Source organism: Ferruginibacter sp., from assembly GCF_049840995.1.
Classification (GTDB): Bacteria; Bacteroidota; Bacteroidia; order Chitinophagales; family Chitinophagaceae; genus Ferruginibacter.
In genome coordinates, this window is record NZ_JASGIP010000006.1 from 490,163 (window position 1) to 511,997 (window position 21,835).

Annotated in this window: 20 protein-coding genes; 6 read left to right on the plus strand and 14 right to left on the minus strand. The window is 41.8% G+C overall.

Going from position 1 to position 21,835, the window contains the following annotated elements; genetic code table 11:
* Positions 1–10 precede the first annotated feature (10 nt).
* From QM738_RS17185 to QM738_RS17200, 4 genes are all read right to left on the minus strand, one after another.
* Complete coding sequence (locus tag QM738_RS17185; protein WP_462277959.1) at positions 11–748, minus strand: shikimate dehydrogenase family protein; 738 nt, start codon at positions 746–748, stop codon at positions 11–13.
* Complete coding sequence (locus QM738_RS17190) at positions 748–1,026, minus strand: phosphosulfolactate synthase (RefSeq protein WP_462277960.1); 279 nt, start codon at positions 1,024–1,026, stop codon at positions 748–750. The genes QM738_RS17185 and QM738_RS17190 overlap by 1 nt, the downstream gene beginning before the upstream one ends.
* Positions 998–1,519, minus strand: a complete 522-nt coding sequence (locus QM738_RS17195) for a phosphosulfolactate synthase (RefSeq protein WP_462277961.1) — start codon at positions 1,517–1,519, stop codon at positions 998–1,000. Before QM738_RS17195 ends, QM738_RS17190 begins: the two co-directional genes overlap by 29 nt.
* A 105-nt stretch (positions 1,520–1,624) precedes the next feature.
* Entirely contained in the window at positions 1,625–3,046 is a 1,422-nt protein-coding gene (locus QM738_RS17200) for a tetratricopeptide repeat protein (RefSeq protein WP_462277962.1), read from the minus strand.
* A gap of 156 nt (positions 3,047–3,202) precedes the next feature.
* Here QM738_RS17200 and QM738_RS17205 point away from each other — a divergent pair, with 156 nt between their 5' ends.
* Positions 3,203–3,556, plus strand: a complete 354-nt coding sequence (locus tag QM738_RS17205; protein WP_462277963.1) for a hypothetical protein — start codon at positions 3,203–3,205, stop codon at positions 3,554–3,556.
* A 55-nt stretch (positions 3,557–3,611) separates the two neighbouring features.
* On the opposite strand, the gene QM738_RS17210 is transcribed toward QM738_RS17205, so the two are convergent.
* The 4 genes from QM738_RS17210 to QM738_RS17225 all read right to left on the minus strand — a co-directional run bounded on the left by QM738_RS17210 (position 3,612) and on the right by QM738_RS17225 (position 8,097).
* Positions 3,612–4,286, minus strand: a complete 675-nt coding sequence (locus QM738_RS17210; RefSeq protein ID WP_462277964.1) for a GLPGLI family protein — start codon at positions 4,284–4,286, stop codon at positions 3,612–3,614.
* A 114-nt stretch (positions 4,287–4,400) separates the two neighbouring features.
* Positions 4,401–6,296 carry a membrane protein insertase YidC gene (gene yidC, locus QM738_RS17215; RefSeq protein WP_462278200.1) on the minus strand — a complete coding sequence of 632 codons (1,896 nt, stop codon included), beginning with the start codon at positions 6,294–6,296 and terminating at the stop codon, positions 4,401–4,403.
* Between the two features lie 92 nt (positions 6,297–6,388).
* Positions 6,389–7,024, minus strand: a complete 636-nt coding sequence (locus QM738_RS17220) for a 50S ribosomal protein L25 (RefSeq protein WP_462277965.1) — start codon at positions 7,022–7,024, stop codon at positions 6,389–6,391.
* 119 nt (positions 7,025–7,143) lie between these two features.
* Entirely contained in the window at positions 7,144–8,097 is a 954-nt protein-coding gene (locus QM738_RS17225) for a ribose-phosphate pyrophosphokinase (RefSeq protein ID WP_462277966.1), read from the minus strand.
* Positions 8,098–8,166: 69 nt separating this feature from the next.
* Between QM738_RS17225 and radC the strand changes: the two genes are divergently transcribed.
* On the plus strand, positions 8,167–8,871 hold the full coding sequence (gene radC, locus QM738_RS17230) for a RadC family protein (protein WP_462277967.1): 705 nt from the start codon (positions 8,167–8,169) through the stop codon (positions 8,869–8,871).
* Between the two features lie 3 nt (positions 8,872–8,874).
* On the opposite strand, the gene QM738_RS17235 is transcribed toward radC, so the two are convergent.
* From QM738_RS17235 to QM738_RS17260, 6 genes are all read right to left on the minus strand, one after another.
* The gene (locus QM738_RS17235; RefSeq protein ID WP_462277968.1) at positions 8,875–9,183 is read right to left on the minus strand and encodes a DUF3467 domain-containing protein; all 309 of its coding nucleotides are present in this window, start codon (positions 9,181–9,183) and stop codon (positions 8,875–8,877) included.
* A gap of 73 nt (positions 9,184–9,256) precedes the next feature.
* Positions 9,257–10,213 carry a DUF1735 domain-containing protein gene (locus tag QM738_RS17240; protein WP_462277969.1) on the minus strand — a complete coding sequence of 319 codons (957 nt, stop codon included), beginning with the start codon at positions 10,211–10,213 and terminating at the stop codon, positions 9,257–9,259.
* A 27-nt stretch (positions 10,214–10,240) separates the two neighbouring features.
* Positions 10,241–11,779, minus strand: a complete 1,539-nt coding sequence (locus tag QM738_RS17245) for a SusD/RagB family nutrient-binding outer membrane lipoprotein (RefSeq protein WP_462277970.1) — start codon at positions 11,777–11,779, stop codon at positions 10,241–10,243.
* Positions 11,780–11,804: 25 nt separating this feature from the next.
* Positions 11,805–15,101: a SusC/RagA family TonB-linked outer membrane protein gene (locus QM738_RS17250; RefSeq protein ID WP_462277971.1), complete on the minus strand. Its 3,297-nt coding sequence runs from the start codon at positions 15,099–15,101 to the stop codon at positions 11,805–11,807.
* A gap of 138 nt (positions 15,102–15,239) precedes the next feature.
* Entirely contained in the window at positions 15,240–17,339 is a 2,100-nt protein-coding gene (locus tag QM738_RS17255) for a ComEA family DNA-binding protein (RefSeq protein WP_462277972.1), read from the minus strand.
* Positions 17,340–17,355: 16 nt separating this feature from the next.
* The gene (locus QM738_RS17260) at positions 17,356–18,168 is read right to left on the minus strand and encodes a PorV/PorQ family protein (RefSeq protein ID WP_462277973.1); all 813 of its coding nucleotides are present in this window, start codon (positions 18,166–18,168) and stop codon (positions 17,356–17,358) included.
* A gap of 125 nt (positions 18,169–18,293) precedes the next feature.
* Here QM738_RS17260 and QM738_RS17265 point away from each other — a divergent pair, with 125 nt between their 5' ends.
* The 4 genes from QM738_RS17265 (at position 18,294) to QM738_RS17280 (ending at position 21,809) form a co-directional block, all read left to right on the plus strand.
* Entirely contained in the window at positions 18,294–19,169 is an 876-nt protein-coding gene (locus tag QM738_RS17265) for a bifunctional 5,10-methylenetetrahydrofolate dehydrogenase/5,10-methenyltetrahydrofolate cyclohydrolase (RefSeq protein ID WP_462277974.1), read from the plus strand.
* Positions 19,170–19,171: 2 nt separating this feature from the next.
* Positions 19,172–19,792: a 7-carboxy-7-deazaguanine synthase QueE gene (locus tag QM738_RS17270; protein WP_462277975.1), complete on the plus strand. Its 621-nt coding sequence runs from the start codon at positions 19,172–19,174 to the stop codon at positions 19,790–19,792.
* 93 nt (positions 19,793–19,885) lie between these two features.
* Entirely contained in the window at positions 19,886–21,064 is a 1,179-nt protein-coding gene (locus QM738_RS17275; protein ID WP_462277976.1) for a hypothetical protein, read from the plus strand.
* Entirely contained in the window at positions 20,973–21,809 is an 837-nt protein-coding gene (locus QM738_RS17280; RefSeq protein ID WP_462277977.1) for an OmpA family protein, read from the plus strand. Before QM738_RS17275 ends, QM738_RS17280 begins: the two co-directional genes overlap by 92 nt.
* The last annotated feature ends 26 nt before the right edge of the window (positions 21,810–21,835 follow it).

Consider the following 21,835-nt stretch of genomic DNA (forward strand, 5'->3'; position numbering starts at 1 on the left):
TGATCAACAATTATTTTTCGTTCCAGATATTCCAGCTTTCTTCTGCCTGTATCACCAGCATTTCGTAACCATTCTTAATAGCAGCGCCTCGCTCGGCTCCTTTTTGTAAAAACAGGCTTTGGGGAGGATTGTATACCAGGTCGAATAAGTAGTGTTCGCTGCCAAGGTATTGATAAGGAATGTCAGGACATTCATTGCTGTTGGGGTAAGTGCCCAATGGTGTGGTATTGATAATGAGTGTATGCGTTGCAATGGTATTTTCATCCAGGTCAGCATAAGTTAAACCGGCAGCTTTACCAGCCTGCCTGCTCACCACTTTATAAGCGATCTGCAGTTTTTTTAACACATACTGCACAGCTTCCGAAGCGCCGCCACTACCCAGTACCAGTGCCTGCGTATGGTGCGGCTTTAAAAGTGGCAGCAGTGATCTTTCAAAACCAATGATATCCGTATTATAACCGGTAATCGTATCGCCTGCAATTTTTATACAGTTACAGGCATTTAAACCCGCCGGCAATTGCGACCTGTCGGTAAGAAATTGCAGCACCGCCTGTTTGTAGGGGATCGTAATATTTAAACCGCAAAGTTCGGGATGATCAAAAAGCAGATCCTTTAATTCCTCAATGGCCTGTAAGGGAAACATCTCGTATGCACAGTCACTGATGCCTTCATTCAAAAATTTTTCGGTGAAATATTTTTTCGAAAAAGAATGCCCAAGCGGATAGCCTATAACACCATACAATTTCATCAGGATACTTTTTTATCCAGGTACAGGTGGAATGTATCGCCACGTAAACCAATACGCATGGTTTCCAGTGGTATCACTTCGTTAGGGGCAATATTACCCAGGTTAACGTTGCAACCTATAAGTTCTAAAAAGTATAATTGCTGTGCTTTTTGCGGCGCTTCCCACAATATCCTTCCTTCGGGTATCTGGGTAAGAATTTCCTGCACCAAACCTTCCCTCACCTCTCCTGTACCACGGTAAATACCCACGTTACCCGCTTCTCTTGCTTCTGCAATCACGTAAGTAGAATCCTGCGTTCAGTTCGGCCCTCATCAGTTCTATCCATTTGTAAGGGGGGATGATATGTGCAGCATCTTTACTGCCCACTTCGCTTAATACAGTGCCGTGCTTGGTCAATTTTTCGATGTAGCCACATTTTTCAGCGTGTGGTATGGTAATGGAACCATCGCTTACTTCCATATAGCTGATGCCAAATTCCTTGCACACATTGATATAGTCCTCAAACTGGTTCCTTATCAAAAAAGCTTCAAACAAGGTACCGCCAAAATAAACGGGTATATCGTATGATCTGTATATCTCTAATTTCTCTTTCAGGTTGGGTGTAACAAAAGAGGTTCCGAAACCCAGCTTCACAATATCCACATGCGGGTGCGAAACACTCATAAAATTCTTAGCCTCCTCAATGCTTAATCCTTTGTCCATTACCATGGTAATGCCGTGTTCACGTGGTTTCTTATTGCGGTCGGGGATTTGAGAGAGATTAAAATTCATGCCTGTTATTTTTTAAGTGGTGCAAAGATAACCACTACAGGGCAAAAAAATGTTCCGGCAGAACGAATTATACAACAAGGGCTGTTAAAAAGAAATATTATTGTTTTAAATGGACCGTTTCTTTTTGAACCGGGCAATTATATCAACCACCAGTTGATTTTGTAATATGGAAGGATTTAATTCAATTAATTTTTTTACCATTTTAGCATTTTGTGCCATGCCTTCTTCCAGTTGCAGCACTGCTTCTTTGGATTTACCGGTTGCAAACAATACAGCGGCTTTATAGAATAAAAAGATCGCTTTGCCATCGGTCTGTTCATAGGCAAAACCGGCATATTCCAGCGCTTCATCATATAAAGCGGCTTTGTACAAACATTTTAATAATTCCGTCCAGCCATTTAAATTTTTAGGCCTTACCCTTACTACGTTACCAAAATAAGTAATGGCTTCTTCCAGCTTGCCCATCTCTACAAAACATTGACCAAGGGCAAGATTATATTCCGGCTGCATGCGGTGCATACGCAACGCAATCTCAAGGTTCTTTACCGCGCTGGTCCAGTTACTTTCATTCATGTAAGTGCAGGCAATCTTGTAATGCAGCTGGCTGTCGTTATGATTTAAGTGCGCAGCTTTTTTATAATTGAACCTGGCCTGTGCAAAATTGCCCATCTTATCATAGCAGTGGCCAATGGCTTCGTATATCACATCTTCGGGCCTTGCCAGCTCCAGTACTTTTTCCAGCACTTCTATCGCCTCTTTGTATTTGCGTAATCTTAAAAAAGCATCGCCCATATTGCGCCATGCGTAATCAAATTTATCGTCGATGGCTACTGCGTAATGATAGGCGTCAATGGCTTTTTCGTATAATTTTAAACCCTGGTAGGCTGCTGCCAGGTTGAACCATGCCAATTCGTTGAAGGGAAATTCTTCAATGATGCGTTGATGCAGCCGGATACCTTCTTCGTTCCTGCCTGTAAAATCTGTCCAGAAACAGATCTTATACAAAGCCTCTTCATTGTTCGGTTCCTGCTCCAGTATCATTTTAAGGCAGTCGAATACCTTTTCAAAATTTTCGTAATCATCATACACATCAGCCAGTTCAAACAACAGGTCGATCTTTTCTTCCCCGTCAAAATCCTCAATAGCGGCTTCCAGTACGCTGGCCGCTTTTTCCTGCTGGTCCAGGGCCAGGTAGGCGTCTGTTTTCAAAATATAGAGATTGGTGTCCTTACTGTCCAGCAACTCCGCCTGCTCCAGTATATACAAAGCCTCTTTGTAGCGTCTTAAAGCTATCAGCAGGTCTGCTTTTCTTAACAATAAACTGGAGGAATAAGGGTATTGGCTAATGCCATACTCGGAGGCTTCCAAGGCCTGGGCCAACTCTTCTTTTTCGTCAAAATAGTCGATAAGGCGTTCGAAGGAGTCTTCTTCGAGAAAGGAGTTCGATTTCCCGGTTTTCAGGTTTTCGTATTGCTGCAGCAGCTCTTTTAATTCCTCTCTGTCCTGGCGGTAAGGATATTTGCTCATACAGTATAAGTTATTGTAAATTACCGGATTTTGAACTATTATACAAGTTTTTGTAACTTTTTTTTCACAAAAACGTTAAAGAAGTGTAAAAAGAATGTATGAACGGTATGCAAATACCGGATATTTTTTAATATATTTGTAACATAATTCTCACCAATGATAAAATTATCAAAATTAATGCTAGTGTCAACTGTGCTTTTCAGCGCATCACTTAGTGCTTTGGCTGATGGTGGCATTGGTAAAAAATCTAAATCAAAAGTTGCCCTAAACATCACTACATCAACCACTTTAAGAAATTCTGTTACCCTCAACCTGAAATCAGGTTTAAGGTATACCGGAAGTTCAATGGTTAATCAACAAACTACTGGCAACTCAATTTTCACAAATACTTTGGTTAGTTATCAAAAAGGCAACACAGTATATATCATTCCTTACAAACAAAAAGTGGTAATGCCTGAAATTAAACCAGGCTACACTGGGATGAAACTGATCATACGCCCACAACATTAAAATAAAGCCTCACAATGTGAGGCTTTATTTTTTATACCAACTTTTCATTTTTATTTTACTGCCCCGCTCCTTTCCTCATCTGCTGGTTCTCTTCGTAGGTCATTACCCTGTAACCCGATTTAGGAAAATCGAATTTAGAAGCTGGTACCGGTTCAAACATTATCTTGGATAACGTGAACGTATACTTGTAGTTTGCCGAACCGGATTCGTATTGCATTGCAAGACCCGGGAGATTTTTAAAAGTGGCGTCATATTCCTTATTGGTCACCACCAGGTCGGGTGCATAATACACGGTGAATGTTTTACCATTGGGCATAGTGGCAATGGCCTTTTTACAGGTATAGCCTGCTATCACTTTTGTTTCTTCTGTCAGTTCAAATTTAATGTCATTGTAGGCCTTATTCTTATCGGCCCAGTTATCTTTTGTTAAAGTGATCATCAGTTTCTGGCTGCTGTATTCTTTTAAAATAACAGCATTACCGGTCTTGGAATCGTGAATGGTGGATTCCTTACCAATAGAGCTTACCATATCCGAGCGGCTTTGCCCGCCCTTGATATAAACTGTTACCGTGCCACCATCCAGCGCATCGGCCATTTTAGGTTCTTTACCTGCTGATTGAATAACGATGTCATAAACGATCGTTCCTTCTGAAATGGTTTTTTGAGCAAAAGAAAAAACAGTGCTTACCAGTAACAAAGCCAGTAATCCTGTTCTTTTTATGATGTTCATTTTATAAATTTTACTAAAGATAATAAAATCCCGTGCCAAACGGGTTTGCATGCCTAAAATACAAAGACCTGCAACCGGTTGAATTGGTTGCAGGTCTTTACTTTAACTTATTTTTTATTTTTTACCTGTCTTGTTTTTCAGGTCCTGCATTTTTTTCTGGCTTTCCTGCATGGCCTGTATACGCTCCTGCCACTTGCTTTGCTTCACGGGCTTTTTACGGTTCTCCGATATCTGTGCCAGTATCTTGTCATGATCGATAATATATTTCTGTATCACGATCTGCAGTATGAGTGTAATGGTGTTTGATACGGTGTAATACCAGGTTAATGCCGAAGGAAGGTTATTGAACACCCCTAACAACAGCACCGGGAAGATATAAGGCATGTACTTCATTACAGGATTGCTGTTGTCCTGCATATTGCTCATGCTGTATATCGAGATCAGTAAGCTGGTTAAAGTAGCGGTAAGCGTGAATAAGCTTACGTGGTCGCCATAAAAAGGAATAGAAAATGGTAAATGCGCAATGGAGTCGTATGCAGCAAGATCTTTCGCCCATAAAAAACTTTGGCCTCTCAGCGCAATATTACTCTGGAAGAAATAATACAGCGACATGAATATCGGTATCTGCAGCAATGCCGGCAAACAGCCTCCCAATGGACTTACGCCCGCTGTTTTCCATAACTTCATCTGCTCCATACTGAATGCCTGCTGATCCAGCTGACCGCTTTTATCGGTAAATTTCTGCTTTAATGCATCCACTTCCGGTTTAAGCACTTTCATTTTAGCACCGCTTAAATAGCTCTTATATAAAATAGGAGAAGTAATAAGACGGATCAACAGTGTAAGCAATAAAATAACGATACCATAGCTGGCCACATGGCTCCTGATAAAATCCCAAACAGGCAGCAGGAAGTGGCGGTTGATGTATTTTACAAACGAGAACGGGCCGCTACCATAAGTAACCACCTGGTGCATATTGTTGTTGTACTTATCCAGGATATTATAATCGTTAGGACCGTAATATAATTGTAAAGGCACTACGCCGTTTGCGGGTACGCTTACCCTGCAGTTGGCAGTGGCCTGTGTAATGATCTTTAAAGAATCGGCAGGTACTGCCCAGGTAATGTCTGCACTCTGGAATTTATTTTTAGCTACCAGTGCCGCTACAAAAAACTGTGGATTCACGGCCAGCCAGTCTACAGGCTTTTCAAATTTTTCACTACCGCCGTTACCCAATGGTTCAAAATCGTATTTATCATTTTTCAGGTAGCAGATATGTGTTTGTTGTTTTTCGTAGCTCAGTGTTTTTTCTACCTGCGGTAATTCTGTTTGCCATTGCAGGTTGATCGTATTCTGCGTTACCATTTGCGCAGCGTTGGCCATGCCGATGGTAAAGTCGATCATATACCCATCGGTACCCGGTGCCGGCAATGTAAATTGATGGCTTAAAAAATCTTTGCCTGTGGTATCCTTTATACTGTAAGTAATGGTTTTACTTTTATCGCTGTTCTCTTTAGTTTCTCCTTTAATAAAAGCTATTTCGGTAATGGGTTTTGCACCACCGGCATTGATGGCATAGCCGAGCTTATTAAAATTACCGGCCTGTAATATCAGCGGTTTACCATCAAAGGTTTTAAAGTTTTTCAGCTCCACCGTTTTGGGCTGACCTCCTTTGTTGGTGAAAGTAATTTTCAGTACATCATTTTCTACTTCGGTCAGTTGTTCGGTAGTATCGGTTTTAAAATTGGTGGGCAATTTAAACCGTGCATTCTGGATGGAATCTGCTATCTGTAAATCTTTCCTCAGCGCCTGCGAATCTACTGCGGGTTTGATCTTATCCAGGGAGTCTTTCATGTGCTTTGCCTGCGCCTCCTTTTCAGCCTGGAAAGCTTTCTGGCTGCGGTTATTAAAAAAAGCATCCCCGCCAGCAAAAGCCCAATCAATACAAAACCAATAATGGTATTTCTGTCCAATCCCATGATAAAATAAATTTAAGAGCGCAAAGGTAATAAAACTTACGGGTTAAAGGGTTTTACTTATTTGGCCGGTTGTATATGAAAAAGCCCCCGTTTTTGCGGGGGCTTTTATAGTTGAATTTGTTATTATTTTTTTGCAGCAGCAGGAGCGGCAGCTTTTGCAGCCGGTGCAGCAGCAGGAGCGGCAGCTTTAGGAGCAGCAGCTTCTTCCTGTTTCAACTGACGGGTCATTGTTACAGATGCAATTGGAATACGTGGAGAGTTCAATACTTCAATGTTTTCCAGTTTTACATCTTCCACACGGATGTTCTCGTTCAGTTCCAGTTTAGTAAGATCTACCTCGATAAATTCCCTTAAGAATTTAGGTAAGGTCTTTACTTTAAAAGACTTCATTTTGGTAACTAATTTACCACCGGCTTTAACACCAGCAGGCGTACCTGTAAATTTCAAGGGCAAAGTGGCGATCACTTTTTTGTCGTCCACTAATTCCAAAAAGTCTACGTGCGTAAGCAGGTCGGTTACTTTGTTAAACTGCAGGTCTTTTAAAATGCAACGGTAAACATTACCGTCAACTTTTACTTCGGCCAGCATAAATTCAGAGGTATAAACGATGCTTCTAAAAGCAGCAGCCGGAGCAGAGAAATTGATCTCTTTTTTACCACCGTAAATTACACCTGGCACGAGTTCCTGAGAGCGAAGTTGGCGGGTGGATTTTTTTCCGCTTTCGGTCCTCAGTTGTCCTTCGATTGTAATTGATTTCATTATTGTATTTTTTTGTGAGGCGCAAAGGTAAGGAAATAATGGATAATTTAATAATGAAAAATGGATAATTGCTCCCCGTATGGGAATCAATTATCCATTATCAATTCATCCATTATTCGTTATTTCTTATTGGCCATCCTGCTACGCATAAAAAGGCCGTTAATACTCTTGTTTTCAACGGCATTACGTATGGTTACAGCAAATAATTCGTCGGAAGAGAGCACTTTTATCTTGCTGCTTTCGCCCCTTAAAGGAATGGTATCGCAAACCACCAGTTCTTCCAGTACGCTGTTCTGTATGTTCTCGTAGGCTTTTCCGCTCAAAACGGGGTGCGTGCACAATGCCCTTACACTGTTGGCACCTTTTTCTTTCATTAAGGCAGCACTTTTAACCAGCGTACCACCGGTATCGCAAAGGTCATCTATCAGTACCACATCCTTATCAGTAACATCACCTATCACCACCATACTGGCAATTTCATTAGCCCTTTTACGGTGTTTATCGCAGATCACCATTTCGCATTCAAAATAAGAAGCGATCTCCCGTATACGGTTGGCGCTGCCCACATCCGGTGCTGCAAAAGTGAGGTTGGGCAGGTTTAATTTTTCAATATAAGGGATAAAGATGGCCGAGGCTTCCAGGTGATCCACCGGTATATCAAAATAGCCCTGTATCTGGGGCGCATGCAGGTCCATGGTGATCACCCTGTCTGCCCCGGCAGCCGTGAGCATATTGGCCACTAATTTGGCGCCTATGGCAACCCTTGGCCGGTCTTTCCTGTCTTGTCTTGCAAAACCATAGTATGGCATTACAGCAATTACCTTGTATGCCGAGGCTCTTTTGGCAGCATCAATCATTAATAACAGCTCCATCAGGTTATCGGAAGGTGAATACGTACTCTGTATCAGGAATACGAACTGGCCTCTTATACTTTCCTGGAACTCTACATAAATTTCACCATCACTAAACCGCTGAATGTTGACCTTGCCCAAAGGCTCACCGAATTTTTTAGCGATCTTTTCCGCCAGGTATTGCGACCCTGTTCCCGAAAAGATCTTTGCTGATGGTTCCATATAAATGTTTGATTATAAAAATAAGATGCCGCAAAAGTATCGTTTAGTTTAGATTGAATAAAATTAGAAATGATGAAAAATTTCAACAAGCCATCCACATCTATAAAAAACTGGTCGCCCGATGATCAGCCGAGAGAAAAAATGATCGCCAACGGAAGCAATTCGCTCAGTAATTCGGAGCTGCTTGCATTGCTGATCAACTATGGTAATAAAGATAAAACTGCGGTAGACCTTGCAAAGGATATTTTAAAACTGGGCAGTAATAATTTGAATGAGCTGGGGAAACTCAGCATCCGGGAACTGCAAAAAGTAAAGGGTATTGGAACGGCTAAAGCCATTACCATTGCTGCAGCGCTGGAACTGGGCAGGCGCAGGCAGGTTTCGGTATCGCTGGATAAACCCACCGTGGAAAGCAGCAAGGATATTGCTCAATACCTGGGCGCTTTATTGAAAGATTTTACTTACGAAGTTTTTGCTGTGATATTTTTAAACCGCGCCAGTAAGATCATTCATTTCGAGATCATCAGCAAAGGCGGTATTACCGGTACTGTTGCAGAGCCGCGGATGATCATAAAAAAAGCCATTGATGAAGATGCCACTTCTATAGTACTCAGCCACAATCATCCCTCCGGCAGCTTAAAGCCCAGTAAGGCAGATAAAGAACTGACCTGGAAAATAAAAGAAGCCGCTACATACTTTGATATAAAAGTGGTGGACCACATCATTATCAGCGAAGAAGGCTATTACAGCTTTGCAGATGCAGGTATACTTTAATTGTTATGCCTGGGCGGTCGGGCCTCCAAAATTAAAGGGTATCTCTACTGCTTCCATATCCTGTATGGTACCATTGGCAGTTTCAAACTTTTTAATATTCTCGATCATTGCCTTCATAAAGCGCTTGGCATGAAAAGGGGTAAGTATGATACGGCTTTTTACTTTACTCTTGGGGGTACCGGGCATCACGTTCACAAAGTCAATTACAAATTCTGCATGACTATGTGTTATTATAGCAAGGTTGGCATATTCACCTTCAGAAACTTCTTCTGAAATTTCAATATTCAACTGATTGGTCTGTTCTGTACTCATCTTAATTCGTTTTTACAAAGATAAAAAGAAAGAGCCCCAAAAAGGGGCTCTTTACATATAAGATTTGATAAAATTATCTTGCCTTTTTGTATTTCAGTACAGTTTCGTATTCCCTTACAGTACTTACTGGATTCCACCTCATTGCGATGTAGAAAGTTTTAGTTGCCGGGTCATACTTGTTCACTTTTCCTGCCCAGTTTGTAAGTGTTGCGTTAGTATTAGAAACAGCCGTAGTTAAATTTGTTGAAGGATCAACTGTAATGAAGATCGGGTCAACACCACCTACATAACCGTTAGTTGTTGCGTCATGCCATGCAAATGCGTCAGCATATACAGTGGTAGCACCTGTAGTTGACATTTCGATATCCGGGTTACCTGACAGGTCACCGTTCAATGCATCTGTAGTTGGTGTACCCGGAGCAGAATAACGTTGTACATATCCTGATACTACAGAGTAAACACCATCATAGATATTTTTCGCACCTACTTCAAAAACATAAGTCTTACCGGCACTCATTGCTTCGTTGGCGCTGTTTGATACCAGTGTAAATACCAAACCGTATGTGCTTGAAGGATCCAGCACAGTAGAGTTAGGAATAGTGATCCTGATCACCTGTGAATAATCACCGGCGGCAAATGGTATAGTGTAGTTACCACCCATTGAACTTGCAGGGAAGTTAGCAGTATACCAGCTTCTTGGTAAATGCAGGATGTTAGTACCATGCAGTGTGTTATAGGTTCTCAGCGCAGCGGTATCATCTTTTACAACTACTGTTAAAGCAGTATTTAAAGAAGCATTGCTTGCAGCATCCCTGTATACCTGGAATACATCAACACTCTGTGGAGTGGTCAAGAAGTCAATTCCAAGTAACACGTGTCCGAAATTGGGGTTATCACCACCATTGTTAACTTTTATGATAGTTTTACCGCCATCACCGATTGGGTCTGGTGTTGCAACTTTTTTACAAGAAACTACTGCCATTGTAAAAGAAAGCAAAGCAATAAAACCTTTAATATTTGTGTATTTCATATTATAATATTTTTATTAGGTTATGTATTAAAGATCCCACCATACTTTTTTATCCTGGGTATCTCCACCCAACCTTCCGATCGCAATGTTCAGTTGTTCCAGGTTCAAGCTATACTCCTGTGTACCGTATGTATACCTTCTTGGAATACCAGCACCGGCAACTTTTTGAACTGTTGGTTTAAGATCTGGAATACCAGTCCTTCTCCAGTTGCTCCATGCTTCGTAACCGATTGGATAGAAAGCTAAGTATTGCTGTAACTGTATCCTGCTTAAACGTGTAGGAGTTAAAGCATTTGTACCAGTTACTGTAGCACCGCCTATTGAGCCAACACCAGCGCCACTAACATAATTGGCAGCACCTGTTGTTAAATAGCTGCTCGGCATAGTAATACCCCATTGAGCAAAAGAAGCTGTAACACCAGCATCATAAGCTGTTTGCGGAGTACCTAAAGCAGTACTATCTGCCCATCCTAATACAAGACCTTCTGCTTTTGCCAGTAAAACTGACGATGCACTAATTTTAACATAGTTACCTGCAGCCTGTTTGAATGTAGCGCTTAAGATCCTTGCCCAGCTTGAAGGAGGAGTTGTTACAGCTGAACTTAAACCATAAGGAACACCAGTGGTACCTGTGTAAAAAGCACCAGACCTTGTATCACTTAAACCATTCATCAAGTCAGTAAGTGTTTGAGAAACCGCGTTATCATTACTGTTTGCAGTACTGAACCATGGGTTGTTATAAGGGTTTGCGTTACCTGGATAGAAAACAGTCAGGTTATCAGCGTTGGTGCTGATATAACCAGCCGCATCAGTAACCGCTTTGTTAAACTCAATGGCTGCGTAATCTGTTTTAGCAGGATAACGTTTGCTCATCCTTAAAGCGATCAGCATCCTTAAAGAGTTCGCCAGTTTTTTCCATTTTGCTTCATCACCATTGTATACCAGGTCACCTTTTACATCGTTCAATCCTTTGAACTGAGCAATTGCTTCAGTTAATTCTTTCAAAAGATCCCTGTAAATAGATTCCTGTGTATCATACTTTGGAGTAAGATTAGCAGTTCCCTGTAATGCCTGAGAATATGGCATATCACCCCATTTATCAGTGATTTCCCTGTAAACAAGCGCTTTCAGGATTCTTGCGATAGCGATCTGGCTTTGGTTAGAACCGTAGTTTGCTGCATCTGCAACAGTAGCAGCATTGGTGTTTTTATTAATAATTGTCTGCAGATCCATCAGGATACCTGAGTAGATACCGGTAGAAGCTACCTGTAAACTTGCAGTTGAATATACCTGCGCCTGCGGATAAGTTGGTTCAGCAAAATACTGCGCCATTAAGCCCGCCAGTAATTCACCACCGGGGCTGCTGCCGCCGGTTGTGGTAGAAAAGTTGCTATTGCCCAGTCGAACTTCTACAGAAGATAGGAATGTAGCAGTTGAAACATAGGAGCTACCGTTTGGATTCACGTTGGTGTTACCAAAATCGGATATTTTGTTACAACTCGTTCCTACCAGGAGGAGCGAAAGCCCTCCTAGTAGTAAGTTGCGTTTATTATTATATAATTTCATTTGGTTGTCTTTTTTAATTATTTAATTAGAATCCAATTTTTAAGTTCACACCAAGAGAACGTGTACCAGGTAACTGACCATCCTCACCGTAGTTGGTTGAAATTTCTGATGGATCAAATCCTTTGGCTTTTGTGTAAAGTAACAATGGGTTCCTTGCAGTGATTGAGAACTCTGCATTCTGGATGTATTTAGACAGGTTCAGACGGCTGATAGGCAGTTTGTAACCGATGCTTAATTCCCTCAGTTTTACGTAAGTCAAAGAATAAATGAATGGTTCAACAATGCTGGTTGAGTAAGCAAACTGACGGAAATAAGCGCCACCTTGTACATATGTATCGATTGCTTTTTTAGAAGTTGTATCGTATGCATATACGTGAACACCACCACCATCAGATACCCTATCCCTTACAGACATTCCTTTGTCGTTCAACACTGCAGTTTCTGCATACATACCTGTTGCATAACCGTAGTATTTAGACAGAGAGAAGAAAACACCACCTACAGAGAAGTCGATGTTTACATTCATTGTAAAGTTTTTGAACAGTGTGAATGAGTTCTGAACACCACCAGTGTAATTAGGCAGAACTGAACCGAAATGTTTCAAAGTTGGGTCAGCAACAAACATACCGTTTTTATCTACTGAAGGTAAACCTGTTGTTTTATCGTACAGGATACCACGGCCGATCAATTGACCCCATTCGTTACCTACTTCGTTCACAACATAAGCAGCAGTACCAGCCTGGCCGCTAGAGATTGCAGCAGTCCTGTTGATACCTGGGATCAGAGAAATAACTGTGTTTTTCAGCAAATAACCCCATGTAGCATTCAGGTTCCAGTCAAAGTTCCTGCTTCTTACTGGCACTAAGTTCAATTGCAGATCGATACCGCTCTTCTTGATCTTACCCACATTTGCAGCTGCAGTAGAATAACCAGAACCAGGATAAATATCAACGTTATATGGGAAATCTTTGTTGGTCCTGTCCCAGTAAGTAGCGTTTAAGCCAACCCTGTTCTTGAACAAACGAATTTCCAGACCTAATTCTTTTTCGATGTTTGTAGCACCATGTATACCATTCAGAGTAGTATTTGGTTCAGTAGAGATACGGGTTGTACCATTGTAAGCAATTGGATACAAGGTAGGATTGTAAGTTACTGTGTTACCATAGATACCTGTTAAATTAAGTACCTGGCCAATAGAACCCCTGATCTTTAAATAATTGAATTTGTCGCTCTTAACTTTCAACAGATTGGTAAGGATCAAAGAAGCACCGATTGTTTTAGAGTCGATATAGTAACCTGCATCTTCAGTAGAGCTGTAATCCCTTCTGTAAGATCCATCAATGAAAGCATAGTTTTTGTAACCTAAGTTAGCCTGTCCGAAGATAGACCTTCTTTTCTGAGCCTGTAATGTCCTGGCTTGTGGGTTAACTTTAACTGAGTTACTAACCAGGAATTCATCTGGAACAGTCAGACCGCCCAAAGAGTTCCAGGTTGTTTGCTGGAAGTCATATTTGAAGATATCACCACCCGCATTAACACCCAGGTTGAAATCTTTACCAATTTTCTTTTTGTAAGAAGCAAGGAACTCGATGTTCTGCCTGTTAGAGAATGAATTTCCGAAGGCAAAACCCTGCCATGTAGCAGAACGGCCTGAGAATGATTCCCAGTAGTTAAAGCCAGAAGAAGTATTACCATTGTTAGTTACCTGTAAAGCATATAACTGCCTTGTGTCGTAATCAGTATTTAACTGGTTCCTCCTGTAAGTAACTTTCAGGCTAAGGTCACTGGTTGGTTTGAACATTACAAACGCATCGCCATATAACCTGTTCCTGCCGAATTTATTTACGATATCATCCTGGTAAGAATATGGGTTATACCAGTAGTATGGAGCGTAGAAACTCTGAGGACTTGCAGGATTGTATTGATCCGGAGTACCGTGGTTCCAGGTCACCTGTTGGCCATAAGAATTCTTCACATACCTTAAATCCCTCATAACGCTCATATCGATATCCCTGTGGAACCACTGGTTGAATGAACCTGAGCTCTGGTTACCGTATCCGTCATCATTTTCAGCGTTTGCACTCTGAGTAAGGAAGTTAATGTTTGCACCTACAGTCCATTTGTTGGTTAAATCAAGTGTAAGGCTTGAAGTAAATGCATGCCTTTTTAACCATGAAGTAGGGATCAGGCCTTTGATATCTGTATTGGTATAAGATAACCTGATGTTATAATCAGAACCCGCTTTAGAGAAGTTGATATTGTTCACTTTAGTAACTCCTGTGTTAAAGAAATCGCGAACGTTGTTTGGCTGAGGATTCAGTTTAGCAGTTTTAAATGCTCTTTCGTGTCCATCATACCAAGCATAATAAGGAATATATTCCTGTCCTGTCATTTTAGGACCCCAGCTTTCATCTTCAATATCTGAGATATAATATTTACCATCCAGTGCAGCCCATCCTTTAGGATCGATACCTGGCCTGTAGTGATAAGCGATCATTGGAGCGATATCATCACTGCTGGTCTGATGGTAAGTACCACCAGCGTAAGTATTCTGAACGTCTGGCAGGATATATACTTTATCAAAAACTACGTTTGAGTTGATTTCTAAACCAGTACCTGGGCGTTTACGGCCTCTTTTGGTATTGATTACGATAGCACCGTTAGCACCATCTGGTCCAAACAGCGCAGCTGCAGCAGGACCTTGTAATACTGATACGTCTTCGATATCATCAGTATTGATATCACTTGCACTTGGAACGATTGTACCGTTAACAACGTACAAAGCGCCACCGCCAACACCTAAACCGTTTTCACCCCTTAACCTTACCACGTTATCAACACCCAGTTTAGCAGCAGATACGCTTCTTACCTGGATACCGGCAACTTTACCAGCCAACGCATCATTTACGTTTTGCTGACGGATAGTGTTCAACTGTTCGCTGGTTACATTTTGCACATTTGCTGATTGTCCCCTGGCAGCACGTTTAATACCGAATGCCCCGGTTACAACCACTTCTTTTAATTCAGCGCTCACACCTTTTTCCAGAACAACGTCCAGAACAGTCAATGTACCAACCGGTACTTCAACTGTTTTAAAGCTTGAAGCTGAAATTTCAAGAACATCTCCATTCTTTACTTTGATAAAATAAGCGCCGTTTGCATCTGCAGAAAGACCAACATTCGAATTTTTGAGTTTGATCGTTGCAAAAGGTACCGGGTTACCCTCCTTATCGGTAACCTTACCGGACACCACCCGGCTTTGAGCAAATGCCAATACCCCACAGAGCATGAGCATTGTGAACAGTGTTAAAAATCTTCTCATGTGCGTTTAATTAAGTTTAATGATGTGTAAAAATAGGAATATTTCTCTAAAGTCAAAAAAATGTTAAATATTTAAGACCCTATGATTTATAAAGGACAAAAAGGGGGGTGAAATAGCTGCTTCCGGACCAAAAAAATGTTAAAATTTATAAACGGTCTGTACCCGTATCTCGCTTTTTACAGGGCTATTTATAGCGTCTAAGCCGCTACCAATAAGGGTTTTGTTTTTATAAAAGGTTTGAGCCCATTTTAACCAGCATTGCAATCTTTTATTAATATGATAATTAATATTAATATAGTATTTTGCCCCTTTATCATAAAAAGCGGGGATAGAAAAATAATAGAGCAGGTCATTTTCGTAGGTATAGATGCGGCTGTTATAACTGTCCGTTTCAAAATATAACCAGCGGGCATTGATGGATAATGGCAACCTGGCAGGTTTATGAAAAATGCTCAGCCATACCAGGCTCCCCTGCTCAGCATTAGTGGTTTTTTTATTCAGGTTTGTTAGTTCCACCCGGCTGCTGATGCTGGTTTGCGGGCTTAACTGGAAGCTGAATTGCGACCGCCAGTTTAGTTTTGTGGACGTTGCTAAAGAAGTTAAAGGCATGGAGCCGGCAGCATCGTTTGCCGTAGCAATACCGGAGCGGAAAGAGGTATAGGCTTCCACCTGTTTATTAGGCTTATACGACACCTGCATCAAATATTCCGTACCTGCAGCAGGGGCATTTACCCCAAACTTCAGCCAGGGAAATTTATAAAAGTCTGCATAAGCATTAATGGTCCAGGCACTTGCGGGCCGCACCGCAATGCCCATATAAAAGCCTTTTTCATTGGTAGGCGTGCTGTTTTCTGTAAAAGCCGTGCTGTATAAAGATTGGTAAGCCGGTGATATATCGCGGTATAAAAAACAAAGATCCACTTCGGGTGCTGCGCTCAGCAGCAACCCGTTAATGAATGCTTTATCAAAATGATTGGTTATGGCCAGCTCTCCAAAAAAGTGCATGTTTTGATGCGTATAACTGTAATCAAAACTGCTGTTGCCCAATGTTTTTCCTGTTAATGCATATAAATTGTACGGTTCGGCTTCTTTTTGCAGGGGCAGCTTGAACTTATATTGTATGGTATTGAAACCGATCCGCAATTTTTTAAAGCGGTATGATATATTGCCGCCCATTGCCAGTTGCTGTTGTATTCCTTTATCTGCTAATTCACTTTGGGTACGATGGTAACCGGATGTCTGCAGCGAACTGATAAAATCTTCAGCTACCAGCAAACTGTCGTGCACAAAATTACCATCAATTTTCCTGTAGGAAATGAAAGCAGTGGCTTCCCATTTATTTTTACCCACTGTAATGCCAATACCCCTGTGAAAATTTATTTCTCCTGCAGCATTGTAGGGCCTCAAAACTGTTGCTTCCCGTTTTGCATTCAATACTGCAACACTTTTTTTAAACGCCATGCTTTGCCATTGGATCAGGCCCTGCCCCAGGTTTACTGTAAAATCTCCCAATGCCAATGCTTTTATGCGACCAGCATTACGGATAAATAAATGAAAAGAATAAAAATCAAAGCCCTGCTTTTGGTTGCCTTTAAAAAATTGCTCACCTGCATCTTTCTCCCCCAGTATACCGTATTGCAGCAGGTTCTTAAATTGATATTTATAACGCAGCAGTAATTTTTGCGGAGATCCGGGATAAAAATTAGTTGCAGTATCAGCCAGGTAACCTTTCGATCTTTCCAATACCTGTCCTGTACGCAATAACAGGCTGTGTTCGCCTTTGCCAATCCGTTGGGCAAATGTTGCTGCAATATTGCTACGCTGTTCTACAGTGATAAAAGGTTTTAACTTCCGCAACAGTTCAACATTCCAGCCGGGTACTGCCTGCAACTCATAGATATCAATGAACTTTCCAAAAACATTCCGGTATATAAGCAATTGTTCTACCCGGAGCGGATCAAGCAAACCCAGTTCACGTAATTCATCTGCACCTGCATAATTTAAATTCACAGGATCTTTGAGATATTGCTGCATTTGTTGCAGATAACTGTCGTCCTCTAACTCTTCCTGTGCATTGCTTTCTGCCATGCTTTCCATTTGCTGCTCCTGTGTAGCTGGTACAACAGGGTTTTGTGCAGGTAACAATATCGGTAAGTATCCAAAAATGGATAGCCAACATATTTTCAGTATACCCCGGAATATAGCCGGCCCAAAATACCTGCCCGGATTATTTTGCATGGTTTATAAAATGATTTTACTCCTGTTTATTTTTCCTGCTGCCGAAATTGGCTAGCAGCAATACCGCCGGCGAAATGCCCAGTTGCTGGTGATAACTACCGGAAACGTATAAACGCATATTTTTCCAGCCAACACCTGCACCTGCAAAAAAGGTTGAAGAGGCAGTTGTAAAACCGGTACGTAAAATAAATTGCCCTGCAAACTGGTATTGTATACCTGCCACCAGGTTTACCGGTTTATTTTCTTCCTTGATCATTTCGCAGCTGACGAAAAAGTTTTCTGATGCATCGTATCCCAGCGCCATTTTATATACAGCAGCTATTTTTTCTTCACGTTCTTTACCCAGCTTTCCGCCTACAGGATTATAAATATGTATGCCGCCATTAAACCTGGACGTAAAGTGCAATATGGCCCCTGCCTCAAAGTTTACAGTGGATGCATTGCTATAAGATGGTATGTGATAACCGTAATAATTGAACTGAACGCCAATATCCAGTTTGGGGCCCAGGTTGCGGGCATAAGCCAGCCCTATTTTATTTTCATTAAAGTTTTTAAAGCCTGCATAATTAAGCTGAAGGCCGAAATTGCCCATATTGGTGGGCATTGCCACTGCAACGGAGGAAGCATTTAATGCAGCCATCCCAAAACGTTTTTCGCCATAAATACCAATGCCCGGCTGAACCGCCCTAGCTAATGCTGCCTGGTTGGCGGTAAATGAAATGGCATCCGTTTGCTTCATGGAATAGGCAGACAGTTCCAGGAAGGGCATTGCTACGGGGTAGCGCAGGGACTGGGCACGAATACCTCCATTGGTGGCATTGACCAGCATAACTAAAATTAGCATAGGGATTCTCAAGGCAGTGCTGTTTATTATTTTAGACCAATTCCGGCGTTAAATGGTTGTCAGCACAACAGGTTAACTTAAAATAGCTATTAGTTAGTTATTTTTGCAGCATGCAAATCTTAGACGGAAAAATTGTAGCCCAGTCAGTAAAAGACTTATTAAAAACCAAAACCGACCTGTTAAAAGCCGAAGGAAAAAAACTGCCGCACCTGGCCGCCATACTGATCGGCAACAATGGCGCCAGCGAAACCTATGTGGCCAGCAAAGTAAAAACCTGTAACGAGATCGGTTACAAGAGTACTTTATTAAGGCTGGATGAAAATATCAGCGAGGCAGAACTGGTGGCTGCTATTGAAAAACTGAATAATGATGCTGATGTGGATGGCATCCTGGTTCAGTTGCCTTTGCCTAAACAGATCAGTGAAGAAAAGATCATCAGTTTGATACACCCAGATAAGGATGTGGATGGATTTCATCCTGTAAGCATTGGCAAGCTGGTACAGGGTTTGCCTGCCTTTATTCCGGCCACTCCTTATGGCATTATGCTGATGCTGGAACATTATAAAATTGAAACCAGCGGCAAACATGCAGTAGTGATCGGCCGCAGCAATATTGTTGGCAGGCCCATGAGCATTTTATTAAGCCAGAATACTTATCCCGGCAATTGCACAGTAACGGTGTGCCATAGCCGAACCAATAATTTAAAAGAAATTTGCCTGCAGGCAGATATTATCGTGGCAGCATTGGGTAAGCCCGGTTTTTTAACCGCTGATATGGTAAAAGAAAATGCTGTGGTGATAGATGTGGGCATTACAAGGGTGCCGGATGCCAGTAAAAAAAGCGGTTTCAGTATTAAGGGCGATGTTGATTTTGAAAATGTGGCGCCCAAATGCAGTTATATCACCCCTGTACCGGGAGGTGTTGGCTTAATGACCATTGGCGCACTGATGATGAATACTTATAACGCCTCACAACAAAAAGTTTAAAATTGGTAGCAGCAGAAAAACATATAACACAATTGCCCGTGATGGAGCATTTTTACACCATCCAGGGCGAAGGTTTTTACCAGGGCAGCGCTGCTTACTTTATCCGCCTGGGCGGTTGTGACGTAGGCTGTGTATGGTGCGATGTTAAGGATAGCTGGGATGCGTCGAAACATCCTTTGTATGATATTGAAAAGCTGGTATCGACTGTAAAGGAAACAGCTGCAGAAATGGTGGTTATCACTGGTGGTGAACCTTTGATGCATAACCTGGATGAGCTTACTGGGGCATTACAGGCTGCCGGATTAAAAACCAATATCGAAACATCGGGATCACACCCGCTTAGCGGCAGTTGGGACTGGATATGCCTGTCACCAAAAAAATTCAAAGCGCCTTTACCTGGCATATTGCCTTTTGCCAACGAACTAAAAGTGATTATTTTCAACAAAACCGATTTTGCCTGGGCGGAGACCTATGCCAGCCAGGTATCGCCGGGCTGTAAGTTGTTCCTGCAACCGGAATGGGACAAGGCAGCTGATATGACGCCGTTGATCATTGAGTATATCAAGTCTCACCCCCAATGGGAGCTGAGCCTGCAGATACACAAGTATATCAACGTTCCCTGATTCTGTATACAAAATGTTATAATCAGGCTGCTGTAATAAAATAAGGTTGTTTTCGTTTTACCTTCATTTATTGAAACGGATAAGATGCTTACAATGAAGAACCTCGTTACGCTTTCGCTTGTTTTTATATTGCAGTTCAGCATACCACATGATTGCTTTTCGCAATCATATGATCCCGACAAAGTAAACAAAAAAGCCGGCGCTATTTATGGCCAGGCTTATGAAGACGCCACTGCCGGAAATTATGATGCCGCCATTCGTAAGATCAACGCCGCACTGGTGATTGAACCAAAATTTGTGGATGCTTTTTTATCGAGAGCGGGCATTTACGCCAACCTTAAAAAATACGATTCTTCTGTGATCGATTTTGAGAAAGCATTTTTACTGGACAGTGTTTATTCCAAATCTTATTACCTGCCATATTCTATCTCCCTGGCCGGCACAGGACAATTTCAACAGGCATTGGATGCGATCAACAAATTTCTTTCGAACGATAAATTAAATCCGCAAAGCGTTAAAGCAGGCAACTACCGTAAAAGCACCTACGAATTTGCGGTGAACTATGAGAAAACGCATCCCGTAAAGAATTATGCCTTTGCACCACAAAACCTGGGCGACAGCATCAATTCTTCCGCACTGGAATATTTTCCTTCGCTAACCATTGATGGCAGTAAAATGGTTTTTACCAGAAGAATTAACAGTGATGAGGACTTTTATGAAAGCAATTTTATTGATGGCAAGTGGAGCAAGGCGAAGCCTTTGAGCGGTAAAGTGAACACCAATTTCAACGAGGGCGCACAAACGATTTCGCAGGATGGACAGTGGATCGTTTATACCGGCTGCAATTATCCCGAAGGCCAAGGCAGCTGCGACCTGTATATATCTTTTAAAACAAAGAACGGCTGGAGCGAAGGTGAGAACCTGGGCCCGATCGTAAATACAGATTTCTGGGAATCATCTCCCTCCCTATCGCCGGATAAAAAAGACCTGTATTTTGCCAGCAGTATTTCGGGAGGTTTTGGCGGCAGGGATATCTGGGTCACACACCGCTCTGCTACCGGTAAATGGAGCCGCCCTGAAAACCTGGGTGCAGCCGTTAATACCGGCGGTGATGAAAGCTGTCCCTTTATGCATGCCGATAATGAAACTTTATACTTTAACAGCAATGGCCGGATGGGTTATGGTTCCACCGATTCTTTTCTTTACAAAAAAAGTAACCGATACTTCGTGGCTGGAAGCAGAGAACCTCGGCTATCCTATCAACACCATTGATGATGAAGGCTCGTTGATTGTAGCTGCAGATGCCAAGACGGCTTATTATGCCAGCGACCGCGGCCAGGGCAAAGGTGGACTGGACCTGTACAGTTTTGTATTAAGAGAAGATATAAGGCCGTTAAAAACACTATGGGTAAAAGGCCGTGTATTTGATAAAAAAACACAGGCCGGCTTGCCTTCTTCGGTAGAACTAACGGATATCAAGAGCCGAAAAGTCATCAGCCGTATACAAACAGATGAGGATGGCAATTATTTAACTCCTTTGCCGGTAGGTAAAGACTATGCTTTTAATGTGAACCGCAAAGGTTATTTATTTTATTCGGATAATTTTTCATTGAGCAAAGACCCGGCTGATTCTGTTTTTTATAAGGATATCGCCTTGCAGCCTTTGGAAGCAGGAGCTGTTATCGTTTTAAAGAATATCTTTTTTGATACCAAGAAGTTTGATCTTAAACCGGAATCTGTTGCAGAACTGGATAAAGTAGTGATGCTGTTAAATGATAACCCCAAATTAAAAATAGAAATAGACGGTCATACAGATAATGTAGGCGCCGCTAAAGATAATTTACTCTTATCCAACAACAGGGCCAAAGCCGTGGTGGATTATCTTTCTGCAAAAGGTATTGCTGCAGCACGATTGGTATATAAAGGTTTTGGTGCCACCAAGCCCGTTGCCGGCAATGATACTGAAGAAGGCCGTGCATTGAACAGGCGCACGGAACTTTCGGTTACCAGTAACTGATTTTTTGCTAATATTGTTCATTGATA

What these genes read in the sequence shown, in the direction of transcription:
- QM738_RS17185 (WP_462277959.1), bottom strand. Translation starts at nt 748, where the DNA reads ATGAAATTGTATGGTGTTATAGGCTATCCGCTTGGGCATTCTTTTTCG.
- QM738_RS17195 (WP_462277961.1), bottom strand. Translation starts at nt 1,519, where the DNA reads ATGAATTTTAATCTCTCTCAAATCCCCGACCGCAATAAGAAACCACGT.
- QM738_RS17200 (WP_462277962.1), bottom strand. Translation starts at nt 3,046, where the DNA reads ATGAGCAAATATCCTTACCGCCAGGACAGAGAGGAATTAAAAGAGCTG.
- QM738_RS17205 (WP_462277963.1), top strand. Translation starts at nt 3,203, where the DNA reads ATGATAAAATTATCAAAATTAATGCTAGTGTCAACTGTGCTTTTCAGC.
- QM738_RS17210 (WP_462277964.1), bottom strand. Translation starts at nt 4,286, where the DNA reads ATGAACATCATAAAAAGAACAGGATTACTGGCTTTGTTACTGGTAAGC.
- QM738_RS17220 (WP_462277965.1), bottom strand. Translation starts at nt 7,024, where the DNA reads ATGAAATCAATTACAATCGAAGGACAACTGAGGACCGAAAGCGGAAAA.
- QM738_RS17225 (WP_462277966.1), bottom strand. Translation starts at nt 8,097, where the DNA reads ATGGAACCATCAGCAAAGATCTTTTCGGGAACAGGGTCGCAATACCTG.
- radC (WP_462277967.1), top strand. Translation starts at nt 8,167, where the DNA reads ATGATGAAAAATTTCAACAAGCCATCCACATCTATAAAAAACTGGTCG.
- QM738_RS17235 (WP_462277968.1), bottom strand. Translation starts at nt 9,183, where the DNA reads ATGAGTACAGAACAGACCAATCAGTTGAATATTGAAATTTCAGAAGAA.
- QM738_RS17240 (WP_462277969.1), bottom strand. Translation starts at nt 10,213, where the DNA reads ATGAAATACACAAATATTAAAGGTTTTATTGCTTTGCTTTCTTTTACA.
- QM738_RS17245 (WP_462277970.1), bottom strand. Translation starts at nt 11,779, where the DNA reads ATGAAATTATATAATAATAAACGCAACTTACTACTAGGAGGGCTTTCG.
- QM738_RS17250 (WP_462277971.1), bottom strand. Translation starts at nt 15,101, where the DNA reads ATGAGAAGATTTTTAACACTGTTCACAATGCTCATGCTCTGTGGGGTA.
- QM738_RS17255 (WP_462277972.1), bottom strand. Translation starts at nt 17,339, where the DNA reads ATGCAAAATAATCCGGGCAGGTATTTTGGGCCGGCTATATTCCGGGGT.
- QM738_RS17260 (WP_462277973.1), bottom strand. Translation starts at nt 18,168, where the DNA reads ATGCTGGTCAATGCCACCAATGGAGGTATTCGTGCCCAGTCCCTGCGC.
- QM738_RS17265 (WP_462277974.1), top strand. Translation starts at nt 18,294, where the DNA reads ATGCAAATCTTAGACGGAAAAATTGTAGCCCAGTCAGTAAAAGACTTA.
- QM738_RS17275 (WP_462277976.1), top strand. Translation starts at nt 19,886, where the DNA reads ATGAAGAACCTCGTTACGCTTTCGCTTGTTTTTATATTGCAGTTCAGC.
- QM738_RS17280 (WP_462277977.1), top strand. Translation starts at nt 20,973, where the DNA reads ATGGTTCCACCGATTCTTTTCTTTACAAAAAAAGTAACCGATACTTCG.